This window comes from Halomonas sp. DP4Y7-1 (genome assembly GCF_019800705.1).
GTDB classification, from domain to species: Bacteria; Pseudomonadota; Gammaproteobacteria; order Pseudomonadales; family Halomonadaceae; genus Halomonas; species Halomonas litopenaei_A.
In genome coordinates, this window is the sequence record NZ_JAHVKS010000001.1 from 228,707 (window position 1) to 244,465 (window position 15,759).

General features: G+C 59.2%; 2 protein-coding genes. Both read left to right on the forward strand.

Annotation, left to right across the window (positions count from 1 at the left end):
* Window positions 1-467 precede the first annotated feature (467 nt).
* Window positions 468-5,534, forward strand: a complete 5,067-nt coding sequence (locus KUV72_RS00920; RefSeq protein ID WP_222237130.1) for an Ig-like domain-containing protein — start codon at window positions 468-470, stop codon at window positions 5,532-5,534.
* Between the two features lie 891 nt (window positions 5,535-6,425).
* A complete protein-coding gene (locus KUV72_RS00925; protein ID WP_409995873.1) occupies window positions 6,426-15,695 on the forward strand; it encodes a hypothetical protein in 9,270 nt (3,089 codons plus the stop codon).
* Window positions 15,696-15,759: the final 64 nt, after the last annotated feature.

Below are 15,759 nucleotides of genomic sequence, written 5' to 3' on the forward strand. Positions count from 1 at the left end.
CTTGAAAAGAGAGGGGAGGCTTATCTGCTGGGAAGGAGAGGAGAAAAGGGTGGGCACTCAGCTATTTATTAGACATTTTTTTTGAGATATTTCGGCATTCTATACGAGCAGAAACTGAGGTTCTTCATACTTGATTGTATTCGTTACTAACTCGATTTGTTGCATGCGTTATTGTAAATATAAGCAACATCTGTATGCGTAATGTCCTGCAGTAAATCGATGCTGAATTTTTTAATAGATTGTAATGTAAGTATTTTTTTTATCTATCTTTTGCGTCGTTGAACGTATGCGTGAGGTTTTTTGGAGCGAGTGCTGAGTTTTTTCTCATAAATTGTGCATATTCCATATATTTTTGCTTCCCGTAAGTGTTGCGTGCACATGAGTACAATGTTGGGCGGCAAAAGAGTCTCCTAGTCTGTAGGCGTGTAAAAAAATGTATCTCTGTTGTCGCCTAGGGAGCTTAATCAATGAGTTCGTCACAAAATGTAGATGCTACACAGCTCATCAGTACCGCCGTCATGAGTAGCGACTCGGGCTTTGCTGATATTGCTCACCTCGATGAAGACGGTCTTGCAGGAGGACTGGTGGGGGGAGCCGCTGATGATGCGGGCAAGGCAGTGCTCTCCCAGGGCTCGTTACCCTACAGCTTCGGTGCGGCTGGCCCTGCCGATAGTGGTGCTTTTCAGTGGAACTCTGATGGACTGCCGACCCTGACATCCCAAGGCGAGCCGCTGACCTTCCGCCGCTCGGCCGATGGTCAGGCCATTGCCGCCAAGACACCAGATGGCACACCGGTCTTACACATCACAGTGACAGACGTTGGGACTGGCGCCTACAAGGTGTACCTGCTGGGACCCTTGGACCACCCGGAATCCGGTGTAGAAGATAATTTGGTCTTCTCGGTGGGGTACACCATTACCGATAAAGACGGCAATCAAAGCTCGGCACGCCTGGCCATCGACGTTGATGACGATTCTCCAATGAACCGGATTGACGCGCCTGACAGCGTGCAGCCAGGAGATGTGGTGACCGGTACCTGGGCCGAGTTAGGTGGTGCCGATGGTATTCGTAGCAGCGTGGTGAGGCTGCCGGGTGATAGCACCGAATATCCGCTTGGCAGTGACATCGAGACGGGGGCTGGAACTCTTATCGTGAACACCGATGGTACTTGGAAGTTCACCGCGAACGAGTTGGCGGCGGGTACGCTGCGTTTTGACATTGTCACCACCGATGGGGACGGAGACGCTGCGAAGAGCAGCGCGACCGTGGAGATTGACTGCGGCTGCGGCGAGGGACCGACGACGCCTGAAATTGACGATGACCCTGACTCAGAGCCTTCCCAGGCTATCGTCGATGAGGATGGTCTGACTGGGGGCATCGCTGGCGGACTTAAGGATGTCCTGACCAACCAGACGGTGGCTTCGGGCAGCTTGAGGTATGACTTCGGTGATGATGGTGCTGGCAGCTTTACCTGGAGCACCGATGGTTTGCCCAGCCTGACCTCAGGCGGTAGTGCGGTGACCTGGTCACTGTCGAGCAACGGAATGACCGTTACAGGCGCGGATGGTAACGGGGAGCAGGTCATTACCATCGAGCTGACCAACGTGCTCGACGGTCTTTACCGCGTTGTATTGTACAAGCCGCTTGATCATGTGAACCCCGCGGTAGAAGACGACATCAAGCTCTACGTTCGCTACACCATTGCGGATGCTGATGGAGACACTGCCTCTGGCAAGCTCAATGTTGTGATTGATGATGATCGTCCGGTGGTCGCCAATGAGACCGCTGAAACCCAGATGGGTGAAGCGATCACCGTTAACGTGCTAGACAACGATCGGTTTGGTGCGGATGGCGCGGGTGGTGTCCTTAATGCGTCTGTGGATGGAGGGGAGCTCGTCGGTAGGGTTACGATCAATGCTGATGGTTCCTTGACCTTCCAGCCCACCGATGGCTATAGCGGCGATGCGGTCATCGACTACACCGTGGTTGACGGTGATGGAGATACGGTAGTTGGTCGTCTGTCTGTGTGGGTGGAAGGTGTTGATAGCACGCCTGTAACACCCGGCGGTGAAGGACAACCTGGTAGTAACGTTCCTCTAGCCGTGGTCGATGAAGATGGGTTGGCGGGCGGCATTGCCGGTGGTATCAACGATGTGGCGACAAACCGTATCATCGCGACGGGATCGCTTGGCTATAGCTTCGGGGAGGATGGTGCTGGCAGTTTCAGCTGGAACACCAGCGGGCTTGCGAACCTGACATCACAAGGTCAGAGCGTCAGCTGGTCGGTCAGCGCCAATGGACAGACGTTGGTCGGAAGTGCCAATGGGTCGCCGGTGCTTACGATTGAACTGACGGACCTCGCAAGCGGTGCTTACGAGGTGACCCTGACGAAGCCGCTGGATCATTCGATCGCAGGCGTTGAAGACGACATCAAGCTGGACGTGGGTTACACCATCACGGATGCGGACGGCGATACGGCGGATGGCCAGCTGGGTGTGATCATCGACGACGACACCCCGATTGCTCGTGATGACTCCGCCACGTCATCCGATGGTGAGCCTGTAACGGTGGATGTGCTGGCCAATGACGGTACTGGTGCCGATGGCGCTCGCGTGACTGGCGCCAACGTGGTGGGTGGTGCCAGCGTCGGGACGGTGACGGTCAATGCCGACGGTTCCGTGACGTTCCAGCCCAGCAGTGGGTTTAGTGGCGATGCTGTCATCAAGTACACCGTGACCGACGGTGATGGCGACTCCGTGGTGGGGCGTCTGTCGGTAGCCGTGGAAGGAACCGCCAGCACACCGACGACACCTGGTGGCGATGGGGACCCGTCTGGCAAGGTACCTCTGGCAGTCGTTGACGAAGATGGGCTGGCGGGTGGCGTAGCGGGGGGTATCAAGGATGTGCTGAAGAATAGCCCCGTGGCGACCGGGACGCTTGGCTACAGCTTCGGAGACGACGGTGCCGGTAGCTTCAGCTGGAACACCAGCGGGCTTGCGAACCTGACGTCTCAGGGTCAGAGCGTCAGCTGGTCGGTCAGCGCCAATGGACAGACGTTGGTCGGAAGTGCCAATGGGTCGCCGGTGCTTACGATTGAACTGACGGACCTCGCAAGCGGTGCTTACGAGGTCACCCTGGCGAAGCCGTTGGATCATTCGGTGGCCGGCGTCGAAGACGACATCAAGCTGGACGTGGGTTACACCATCACGGATGCGGACGGTGATACAGCAAGTGGTCTGCTGGGCGTGATCATCGATGATGACACCCCGATTGCTCGTGCTGACTCCGCCACGTCATCCGATGGTGAGCCTGTAACGGTGGATGTGCTGGCCAATGACGGTACCGGTGCCGATGGCGCTCGCGTGACTGGCGCCAACGTGGTGGGTGGTGCGGGAGTGGGTGCCGTTGTCGTCAATAGTGATGGAACCCTGACCTTCACCCCGGCAGATGGCTTCGATGGTGATGCCAGCATTCGCTATACCCTCACCGACGGCGATGGTGATGCCACGACCGCTGACCTCAAGGTGCAGGTGACCCAGATCGCGTCCAATGAACTGTTTGTGGGCGATAACGGCGATAGCGGTGCCTCTACGGGGGCTGGAGACGACGTACTGCTAGGTGATCAGGGCGGCGTGATGACCACCTTGAAGCCGTCGACCAACTACAACATCTCGCTGATCGTCGACACTACTGGCAGCATGGCGGTGGGGTCAGGAACCGATGGCTTGACCAAGATACAGCTGGTGAAGCAGGCCCTGACAAAGCTCGTGGTCGACCTGGTTGGCCACGATGGCAAGGTCAACCTGCAGATCGTCGATTTCGACAGCAATGCCGTGCAGCATGTTGCGTTTGACCTGGGCTCCAGCGGGAGTGACATCAATTCAGTCATCAACTTCATCAATGGCCTGGACGCAGAAGGCGCTACCAACTACGAAGCAGGGATTCGCAAGGCCAGCGAGTGGCTGACGGCGCAGGATGCCAATCCGGCCTACAGCGACTATGAAGACCTGACTTTCTTCCTGACGGATGGTGCACCCAACTATTGGCTCAATGACAATGGCGGTATTGTCAGTGGCACGGGGGCCGTTAACAAGAACGCCATCGTCGAGGCGGTCGAAGCCTTTGAAGAGCTTTCCGCCCTTAGTGAAGTCAACGCCGTCGGTATCGGCCGAGGCACTGTGGTGGATATCCTCCGCTTCTTTGATAACACCGACGTTCAGGGAACGGGGGGGATTCCCTATACGGGTACGCTGGTCGAGACTGAATACCTGGCCCGTTTCTTCGCTGGCTCCATGGAGCCGCTACGGGTCGAGGACTGGACTGGCCCGACTGCACCGGGGGCTAAGGGGTATCAGATAAGTGGCTTCGTCCGGATTGAAGATTGGAAGAACGACGGACAGGCGGCTGTCTCAATCAGCCCATCCTTCTTTGTGTCGGAAACGGGAAGCGATAACCTCAAGACCGCATTGCGTTTCAGATATGGGACAGATGATATATCGCCGGAAGACTCGATCAGCTATACCATCGAAACCTTTGTTGGCGGTAGCTGGCAGTATTATTCGGGCTCCTCGCTCGGTGAGACGACCAGCTGGGTCACCTGGGATGCGGGCTTTCTGGAGGCAGGGCAGTACCGTTTAGTCTTTGAGGTCGCGAACAATATTGGAGGTGATGATCGCCTGGATGTTGACGATATCCGGCTTGAAACTCGTCTGCTGGGCGACGACGATATGGCCAGCTACGGCCAGCTCGATATCGTCTACGACAGCGATGACCTGGATGCTGCTCTGGCGAATGGTGGGCAGATCGACGCGCTCAAGTCATTGGGCAACGACAGCCTAGAGGGCGGTGCCGGTAACGACACCATCTTCGGCGACACCATCAATACCGACCATCTGGCCTGGATCAATGGTGATACCGGCGAAGCCTTTACGGCCGCAGGCCACGATGGTTTGGGCTACGAAGGCCTGACCGAATACCTGAAGTGGGCGATTAACGACGGTGCTGCGGCGACTAGCGATCAGCTGAGTCAGTATATCCGTGACAACTATGCCTCGCTGCTCGATGCAGCACGCCAAGATGGCGGTAACGATACCCTGCGTGGTGGCGCCGGCGATGATGTACTGGTGGGTGGTGGTGGTAACGACCTGCTGATCGGCGGTGCTGGCGATGACCTACTGATGGGCGGATTTGGGGCAGATGTGTTTGCCTTCGAGCAGGGAAGTGCCAGCAGTGCCCTCGCTGAAGACACCATCGCTGACTTTGGTTTGGGCAGCTTCACCGCCGGTGGAGAGGCGGACAAGCTTGACCTATCAGAGCTTCTCGATGGCGCTATCGAGAGCGATGTGTCCGACTATCTGGTGGCCAGCCAGGAAGGCGCTGACACACTGATCTCGGTAAAATCCGACGGTGGCATCGCGTCTTCTGGAGCAAACGCGGATCAGACCATCCTGCTACAAGGCGTCAGCATGGGCGGGGATACGAGCGGTGACTTCCTTAACCAGCTGATTCAAAACGGTCAGCTGGAGGTGGAGTGAAAGTAGTCGCCCTCAAAACATTGCTGAACTTAGATAGGACTCAGCACAGTATGTAGCGCTGTCTCAAGGTGAGGGCATTGACGCTCACCTAGCGGATAAAGCGTTTAGCGCCCGGTGAATACCGGGCGCTTTTCTTCCTAGATTTCAGCAATACGTGTATAGCTTTGCTTGCGGTGAGGGGCGAGGTGGTATGTTGCCGCGGTGCCCAATCCACGTCGTGTTCTAAGTAGTCCATCCATTGGACGACGGCCTCTTTCATGAGGGCGATCTGTCCTGCTTTCCTTTAGCTAATCCCACAGTGGTCGATGTTAAGGCGGCTGGTAATGTCATTCAGCTGTCGCACCTTCCCTGTTGGCGAGTGCGGTCTATCGTGACGGCATATTATCTCCATCGATGATAGAAACACCTTACGCATCCAGATGGTTGATCTATGTCACTAGTTCATAACTTACGGAGAGAATGGTGGATTCTGTCGATTTTTTTCGACTCTCGTGATCGAAGAAATGCCCGCATTGGTTCATTTTCATCATGATCCATCTGTTTCTTTAGATGTTTTTTAGAAATTGATGCTTGGCCTCTAATCGTCCCTTTTTAATAAATATCTTATGTCCTCTTTTAGAGCATTAAGTTTATCTATTTTGATGCTTATTTTGTCTGTGTGGGTGGTAGCTATATGGTGAGTCTTGTTTAGTTCATTCATCACAAATATGCATGATAAAAACGCATTGCCTGTTTGATTTTTTTAGTTGATCAGAAGTAGTTTTCGGGATTAGTCTTTGTGTAAAAAATCGTATCTAAATGATGCTGGTCGTAGCTTTTGAGATGCCTTTTTAGGCAAAAAGTAAAGTCACATCTCTGCTGAACTCGCGATGAAGTGAGAGGACGCTAGTCATGCAACGCCATACGCCACTTAAAGAAATTGCACAGCCGCCCGTGAGCCTGCATCCGTTGACTTTAGCTATTGGAACTGTGCAGTCCGCGCGAGCAAGTCGGACGGTGGTCTCATTGCTTGGCATTGCCGTGTTGTTGTGCGCGTCAGGGGGAGTGTCAGCCAACGTCCTCCATACGGTGGAGACCTGCGCTGGCACAACGGGTACGTTTACTATTGGGCGTTTGCCTACCCAAGGTAGTAAGTACCAGGCTTGGACGTCCGATTACACCTATAACTTAGCGGCTGGCTGTGACGCTACTGCATCAAGTTCTGCGGCGACAGCATTTGGCGCTCACTCTGCTGCGAGCGGGCAGGGGGCAACGGCGGTCGGTTTCAACAGTGCTGCAACAGCGAACTTTGCAAGCGCGTTCGGGCTTGAAAGTGTCGCGGATGCCTTTGCCAGTACAGCCCTTGGATTTGGCGCTAACGCGACAGCAACGAACTCGGTTGCTATTGGCGCTGCCGGCGGTGCGAGCGGTGAGGTGTTAGCGGTCAAGGACTCTACGATTGCGTCGGGTGTCGGGGCGATCGCCATTGGTAGTAATACTGTCAGAGGGGCTCAGGCCACCAAAAGTGGTGCTATCGCCTTGGGGGGCGAGTCTAGCGCCACCGGAGCAAAGGCCGTTGCCATCGGTGAGGGGAGTACCTCTAGCGCTGATGGCGCGGTGAGCCTCGGCAGTGCACTGACCGCCGGCGCTGCCAATAGCGTGGTGATTGGCACGAACAGCTCTATCGGTGCCAACGCTGAGAGTGCGAACGCCATTGGTGACTCCAATACGATCAGCGACGCGTCGCAGTACTCCAGCGTTCTCGGCATGAAAAATGATGTAGACGGTAACGCAGTGCGCGTACTTGGCAACAACAATGACATTAGCGCTGACTTCGCCGGCGTTGCCGGATCAAACAATACGGTATCTTCCGCATCGAAACAGGCCAATGTCATTGGCAATAATGCCAGCGTTGACGGACTAGGAGCGACGGTTGTCGGTAGTTCGGGAATTGCAAGCGCCGACCACACCATCGTGATTGGCACCAACGGTACCGCGTCTGCCTTGGAGGCTGTCGCCATTGGGCACGACGCCAATGCCAGCGAAGCTTCAAGCATTGCGCTGGGTAGTGGTACGACGACGGAGACGGCCGTTGGTACGAGTGATACGACGGTGGCGGGGACCAAATACACGTTTGCCGGTACTGCGCCAAAGGGCACCGTTAGTGTCGGTTCTGCGGCGACGACAGATAGCGAAGGCAATGCCGTTGCCAGCACCGAACGTACGATTACCCATGTGGCGGCGGGCCGCCTGTCAGCGACCAGCACCGATGCGGTGAACGGTAGCCAGCTCCACGCCAGTAATCTCGCCATCGATGGCAACAAGACCACCATCGATGGTCACACGGCGGCGCTGGCTGACCTTAAATCTGATGCTGACTACTACCAGGCCAACTCCACTGGTGCCGCGGCCTCGGCCACCGGTGCTGACAGCCTGGCCATGGGGCCATCTGCGGTGGCAGACAAGGCCAATAGTGTGGCTATTGGCAATGGCGCCAAAGCCACGGTGGCCGACAGCGTGGCCCTGGGAAATGGGGCGACCACTGCTGCCATTTTGGATACCGCCAAGGGCACGGTGGCGGGTACCGAGCACACCTTTGCTGGTGGCGATGCCAAGGGCACCGTCAGCGTGGGTGCAGTGGGTAGCGAGCGCACCATCACCAACGTCGCGGCGGGCCAGCTATCCACGACCAGTACCGATGCGGTGAATGGCAGCCAGCTGTATGCCACCAATCAGGAGGTGGATGGTCTGGATGGCCGTATGGACACGGCGGAGGGCAATGTCACCGCCAACAAGGCGTTGGCCGAGGCCAATAAGACGTCCATTGAGGGCAACACCACCGCCATTGGGGGGAACTCCACCGCTATCACCGACTTGCAGGGTGATGCCAAGTACTATCAGGCCAACTCCACCCTGAATGGCGCCGATGCCAGCGGTACCGACAGTCTGGCCATGGGCCCAGTGGCCAAGGCCAGCGCCACCAATAGCGTGGCCATCGGTAATGGGGCCAACGCCTCGGTGGCCGACAGCGTGGCCCTGGGAAATGGGGCGACCACTGCTGCCATTGTGGATACCGCCAAGGGCACGGTGGCGGGTACCGAGCACACCTTTGCCGGTGGCGATGCCAAGGGCACCGTCAGCGTCGGCGCAGCGGGTAGCGAGCGCACCGTCACCAACGTGGCGGCGGGCCAGCTATCCGCGACCAGTACCGATGCGGTGAATGGTAGCCAGCTGTATGCCACCAATCAGGAGGTGGATGGGCTGGATGGCCGCTTGGACACGGCGGAGGGCAATATCACCGCCAACAAGGCGTCGGCCGAGGCCAATAAGACGTCCATTGAGGGCAACACCACCGCCATTGGGGGGAATACTACCGCTATCACCGACTTGCAGGGTGATGCCAAGTACTACCAGGCCAACTCCACTGGTGCTGCGGCATCGGCCACCGGCACCGACAGTCTGGCCATGGGGCCGGAGTCCAAAGCCAGCGCCACCAATAGCGTGGCCATCGGTAATGGGGCCAACGCCTCGGTGGCCGACAGCGTGGCCCTGGGAAATGGGGCGACCACTGCTGCCATTGTGGATACCGCCAAGGGCACGGTGGCGGGTACCGAGCACACCTTTGCCGGTGGCGATGCCAAGGGCACCGTCAGCGTGGGCACAGTGGGGAGCGAGCGCACCGTCACCAACGTGGCGGCGGGCCAGCTATCCGCGACCAGTACCGATGCGGTGAATGGTAGCCAGCTATATGCCACGAATACAGAAGTGGCCAAGAATAGAGTCGATATCACCACGATTAATGACGACATCGGCGACCTGACGGCGGACGCCAAGTATTACCAGGCCAACTCCACCCTGAATGGCGCCGATGCCAGCGGTACCGACAGCCTGGCCATGGGACCCGTCGCCAAGGCCAGTGCTAGCAACAGTGTGGCTATCGGTAATGGGGCCAACGCCAGCATTGCCAACAGCGTAGCGCTGGGCAACGGGGCCACCACGGAAACTGCGGTGGGCACGGCGGAGGTGACGCTGGCGGGAACAAAATATGACTTTGCCGGCACGGCCCCCACGGGCACCGTCAGCGTGGGCACCAGCGGTGCCGAGCGCACTATCACCAACGTCGCGGCAGGTCGCCTGGCCACGGACAGCACCGATGCGGTGAACGGCAGCCAGCTGTACGCCACCAATCAGGCAGTGGGCGGGCTGGATACCCGTCTGGATACCGCCGAAGGCGATATCAGTACTAACACCGGCAATATCACCACCAATGCCGGAAATATCTCAACGAACACCGGCAATATCTCCACCAATACGGATGCCATCGCCGAACTGGGCGACGGTGCGGTGCAGTATGACCGGGATACCGACGGTAATGTTACGCCTGGCACCATCACCCTGACCGGTACCACAAATGGCGATGGCGACACTATCGGCACCAAGATCACCAACCTGGCCAACGGTGATGTGGCCGAAGGCAGCCGCGATGCGGTCAGCGGTGATCAGCTGTGGACGGTGCAGAACCAGTTGGATGGTGTGGCCGGTGACAGCAAGTACTACCAGGCCAACTCCACCCTAAATGGCGCCGATGCCAGCGGTACCGACAGCCTGGCCATGGGCCCGGTGGCCAAGGCCAGCGCCACCAATAGCGTGGCCATCGGCAATGGGGCCAACGCCAGCATTGCCAACAGCGTCGCCCTAGGTAACGGAGCAACTACCGCTACCGTCGTGGATACCGCCAAGGGCACAGTGGCGGGCACCGAGTACACCTTCGCCGGTGGCGATGCCAAGGGCACCGTCAGTGTGGGTACCAGCGGCGCCGAGCGCACCATTACCCATGTGGCGGCGGGACGCCTGTCTGCCACCAGCACCGATGCGGTGAACGGCAGCCAGCTATACGCCACCAACCAGGCGATGGGGAGACTGGATACCCGTCTGAGCACGGCGGAAACCGATATCGGCACCAATGCGGATGCGATCCAAGATAACGCGGATGCCATCACCCTTAACACCGGCAATATCTCCACCAATACGGATGCCATCGCCGAACTGGGCGACGGTGCGGTGCAGTATGACCGGGATACCGACGGTAATGTTACGCCTGGCACCATCACCCTGACCGGTACCACAAATGGCGATGGCGACACTATCGGCACCAAGATCACCAACCTGGCCAACGGTGATGTGGCCGAAGGCAGCCGCGATGCGGTCAGCGGTGATCAGCTGTGGACGGTGCAGAACCAGTTGGATGGTGTGGCCGGTGACAGCAAGTACTACCAGGCCAACTCCACCCTGAATGGCGCCGATGCCAGCGGTATCGACAGCCTGGCCATGGGCCCAGTGGCGAAGGCCAGCGCCACCAATAGCGTGGCTATCGGTAGTGGGGCCAACGCCTCGGTAGCAGACAGCGTCGCCCTAGGTAACGGAGCAACTACCGCTACCGTCGTGGATACCGCCAAGGGCACAGTGGCGGGAACCGAGTACACCTTCGCCGGTGGCGATGCCAAGGGTACCGTCAGTGTGGGCACCAGCGGCGCCGAGCGCACTATCACCAACGTCGCGGCAGGTCGCCTGGCCACGGACAGCACCGATGCGGTGAACGGCAGCCAGCTGTACGCCACCAATCAGGCAGTGGGCGGGCTGGATACCCGTCTGGATACCGCCGAAGGCGATATCAGTACTAACACCGGCAGTATCACCACCAATGCCGGAAATATCTCAACGAACACCGGCAATATCTCCACCAACACGGATGCCATCGCCGAACTGGGCGACGGTGCGGTGCAGTATGACCGGGATACCGACGGTACTGTGACGCCTAGCACCATCACCCTGACCGGTACCAAAAACGGCGATGGCGACAATATCGGCACCAAGATCACCAACCTGGCCAACGGTGATGTCGCCGAAGGCAGCCGCGATGCGGTCAGCGGTGATCAGCTGTGGACGGTGCAGAATCAGCTCGAGGGTGTGGCCGGTGACAGCAAGTACTACCAGGCCAACTCCACCCTGAATGGCGCCGATGCCAGCGGTATCGACAGCCTGGCCATGGGCCCAGTGGCGAAGGCCAGCGCCACCAACAGCGTGGCCATCGGTAGTGGGGCCAACGCCTCGGTAGCAGACAGCGTCGCCCTAGGTAACGGAGCAACTACCGCTACCGTCGTGGATACCGCCAAGGGCACAGTGGCGGGAACCGAGTACACCTTCGCCGGTGGCGATGCCAAGGGTACCGTCAGTGTGGGCACCAGCGGCGCCGAGCGGACGATCACCCACGTCGCGGCAGGTCGCCTGACTGCGGACAGCACCGATGCGGTGAACGGCAGCCAGCTATACGCCACCAACCAGGCGGTGGGGGGACTGGATACTCGTCTGGGCACGGCGGAAACCGATATCGGCACCAATGCGGATGCGATTGAAGATAACGCCGATGCCATCACCCTCAACACCGGCAATATCTCCACCAACACGGATGCCATCGTCGAACTGGGCGACGGTGCGGTGCAGTATGACCGGGATACCGACGGTAATGTGACGCCTGGCACCATCACCCTGACCGGTACCAAAAACGGCGATGGCGACAATATCGGCACCAAGATCACCAACCTGGCCAACGGTGATGTCGCCGAAGGCAGCCGCGATGCGGTCAGCGGTGATCAGCTGTGGACGGTGCAGAACCAGTTGGATGGTGTGGCCGGTGACAGCAAGTACTACCAGGCCAACTCCACCCTGAATGGCGCCGATGCCAGCGGTACCGACAGCCTGGCCATGGGACCCGTCGCCAAGGCCAGTGCCAGCAACAGTGTGGCTATCGGTAATGGGGCCAACGCCAGCATTGCCAACAGCGTGGCGCTGGGCAACGGGGCCACCACGGAAACCGCGGTGGGCACGGCGGAGGTGACGCTGGCCGATAACCAGTATGACTTTGCCGGCAAGGCTCCCACGGGCACCGTCAGCGTGGGCACCAGCGGTGCTGAGCGCACCATTACCCATGTCGCGGCAGGCCGCCTGTCTGCCACCAGCACCGATGCGGTGAACGGCAGCCAGCTGTATGCCACCAACCAGGCGGTAGGGGGACTGGACACCCGTCTGAGCACGGCGGAAACCGATATCGGCACCAATGCGGATGCGATTGAAGATAACGCCGATGCCATCACCCTCAACACCGGCAATATCTCCACCAATACGGATGCCATCGCCAAGCTGGGCGACGGCGCGGTGCAGTACGACAGGGATACCGACGGTAATGTGACGCCTGGCACCATCACCCTGACCGGTACCAAAAACGGCGATGGCGACACTATCGGCACCAAGATCACCAACCTGGCCAACGGTGATGTGGCCGAAGGCAGCCGCGATGCGGTCAGCGGTGATCAGCTGTGGACGGTGCAGAATCAGTTGGATGGTGTGGCCGGTGACAGCAAGTACTACCAGGCCAACTCCACCCTGAATGGCGCCGATGCCAGCGGTACCGACAGCCTGGCCATGGGACCCGTCGCCAAGGCCAGCGCTACCAACAGCGTGGCCATCGGCAATGGGGCCAACGCCAGCATTGCCAACAGCGTAGCGCTGGGCAACGGGGCCACCACGGAAACCGCGGTGGGCACGGCGGAGGTGACGCTGGCGGGAACAAAATATGACTTTGCTGGTACGGCCCCGACTGGCACCGTCAGTGTGGGCACCAATGGCGCAGAGCGCACCATCACCCATGTGGCGGCAGGTCGCCTGGCCACGGACAGCACCGATGCGGTGAACGGCAGCCAGCTATACGCCACCAATCAGGCGGTGGATGCCCTGGATGCGGGCGTGGTCAAGTATGACCTGGACGGTAACGATGATGTCGATACCGACAGTATCACCCTCGCCGGCGGGGCCGATGGCACCAAGCTGAGTAATGTGGCTGAAGGAAACCTGAGCGCGGACAGCACCGATGCGGTGAATGGCAGCCAGCTTTACGCCACCAACCAAGCAGTGGGCGGGCTGGATACCCGTCTGGGCGAGGCGGAAACCGATATCGGTATCAATGCCGACAATATCACCATCAATGCCAACGCCATTAGCGATAACCACGACGACATCCAGGACAATATCGAAGCCATTGGAGATATAGAGGCTAACGCTCGCTACTACAAGGCCAACTCCACTGGTGACGTTTCGGTCGCCACAGGCGTGGACAGCCTGGCGATGGGGCCCTCTGCCAGTGCGATGGGTGACAACAGCCTCGCCATCGGTAAGGGAGCTTCTGTCAGCGTCGCGTCCAGCGTCGCACTGGGCAGTGGGGCAAAGGCCGATCGAGCCACTGCGCCTGTTTCTGGGCAGTTTGCAGCGGGTTCCGGTGTGGTCTCCTACAACACGGGCGACGGCACCTTGTTGGGTGAAGTCTCTGTTGGCCAGACTGGCGAGTACCGTCAGGTCACTCATGTCGCCGATGGGGTTGAGGACCATGACGCGGTGACCTTGCGTCAGCTCAAAGGGGCCATCGGCTCGCTGTCGGATACCAATGCGCTGTTCTTCCATGCCAATGGCATTGAAGACGAGGACTCCGTCGCATCAGGTAACAATGCCATGGCGGCGGGCCCTGGTGCAGTGGTCAATGCCGATGAGGCCATTGGTGTCGGTTACCAAGCCAAGGTAGAAGCATCCGCGGCCGGGGCGATTGCCATCGGTGACCAGGCCCATAGCTCCCTGGCCGATGCGGTGACGATCGGCTCGTCGGCACAGGGTGGCGGGGAACAGTCCGTGGCCCTCGGTGCCGGGGCCAAGGCCACTCAGGCAGGTGCTGTTGCCCTGGGCGCGCAGTCCGTGACCGAGGACGCCGTGGCAACGGATGCCATCACCCTTCTTGGCCAGTCACGTGCAGTGGCAGGCGGTTCCCCCTTGGCCACGGTCAGTGTTGGCGCGGTGGGTAAGGAGCGCACGCTGACCCATCTGGCGGCGGGACGTGTGGCGGCGGATTCCACCGATGCCATCAATGGCAGTCAGCTTTTCGCGACCCATCAGGCGATGAACGAGCTGGTGGCCTATGACCGCATGAGCGACGGTAGTGTCAACTGGGGCCGGGTGACCCTCGGTGCCAAGACGAGAGCAGCGGCCGGAACGGTGCTGGATGGCGTGGCTGACGGCAAGATTGCCAGTGATAGCAAGGAAGCGATCAACGGCAGCCAGCTCAAGGACACCAATGACCGTGTGGCCCGGGTGGAAGGCGATGTGGGCAGCATCGAGGACGTCATCGATGACATGAATGGCGATGTCGCGGCGCTGGCGGATAACGCGGTGCAATATGACGCAGACAGTGACAAGGGTCAGATCACGCTAGGGGGTACCGGCGGTACGCTTATCTCCAACGTGGCGGACGGTAGCATCAGCCAAGGTAGCAGCGAGGCCGTCAATGGCGGTCAGATCTGGGACCTGATGGAAGACGTTGGTGATCTGCAAGTGTCGGCGCAGGACAGCAAATACTTCCAGGCCAACTCCAGCGCTCCTGCCGCCCAGGCCAAGGGCGATGACAGCATTGCCATTGGCGGCAAGGCCGTCGCTGAGTCCAAGGGTGGCGTGGCCCTTGGCAGTGGGGCTATCGCCGATCGCGAAGGCATGAATGGCAAGCAGGAAGCCTTCTCTGACGTTGCGGTGGCGTCGTCCCAGGGCGCGCTGTCGGTCGGGAGCGAAGGCGGTGAGCGCCAGATCACCCACGTGGCCGGCGGTACCGAAGATACCGATGCGGTCAATGTGCGTCAGCTCAAGTCCGTGCAGGAGGGCGCTGTCAACTATGACCGCAAGGGTGACGGCAGCGTCGACTATGGATCTGTCAGCCTCGGGAATGGGGGGGAGCCAGTGCAGATCCACAATGTCGCGTCAGGGACGTCGACCTACGACGCGGTCAACCTCGGCCAGTTGAATGCACTGGATAGCAAGTTCAGCCACGCCTATGACCATCTCAGCGACAAGATCAATGAGGTCGAACGTGATGCCAGCGGTGGCATTGCCGCCCTGGCCGCCATGGCGGATGCCCCTTATGTGGCCGGCAAGTTCACCTACCACATCGGTACTGGCTACCACAACGGCGAATCGGCCCTGGGTGTGAGCCTCCGGCGCACGGCAGATGACGGTCGCTGGAGTGTGGGGCTAGGGATCGGCGCATCCCATGGGGGGCCGACGGTGGGGCTGGGTGTCTCCGGGGTGATCGACTGAGAACGCATTCCCGCGTTGCATGGTGTGGGGTGTCGCATGGACATATGTTGGAAGAGGGTGTGAA

Excerpts from the sequence above, each read along its gene's own strand:
- KUV72_RS00920 (WP_222237130.1), top strand. The coding sequence starts at position 468 with ATGAGTTCGTCACAAAATGTAGATGCTACACAGCTCATCAGTACCGCC.
- KUV72_RS00925 (WP_409995873.1), top strand. The coding sequence starts at position 6,426 with ATGCAACGCCATACGCCACTTAAAGAAATTGCACAGCCGCCCGTGAGC.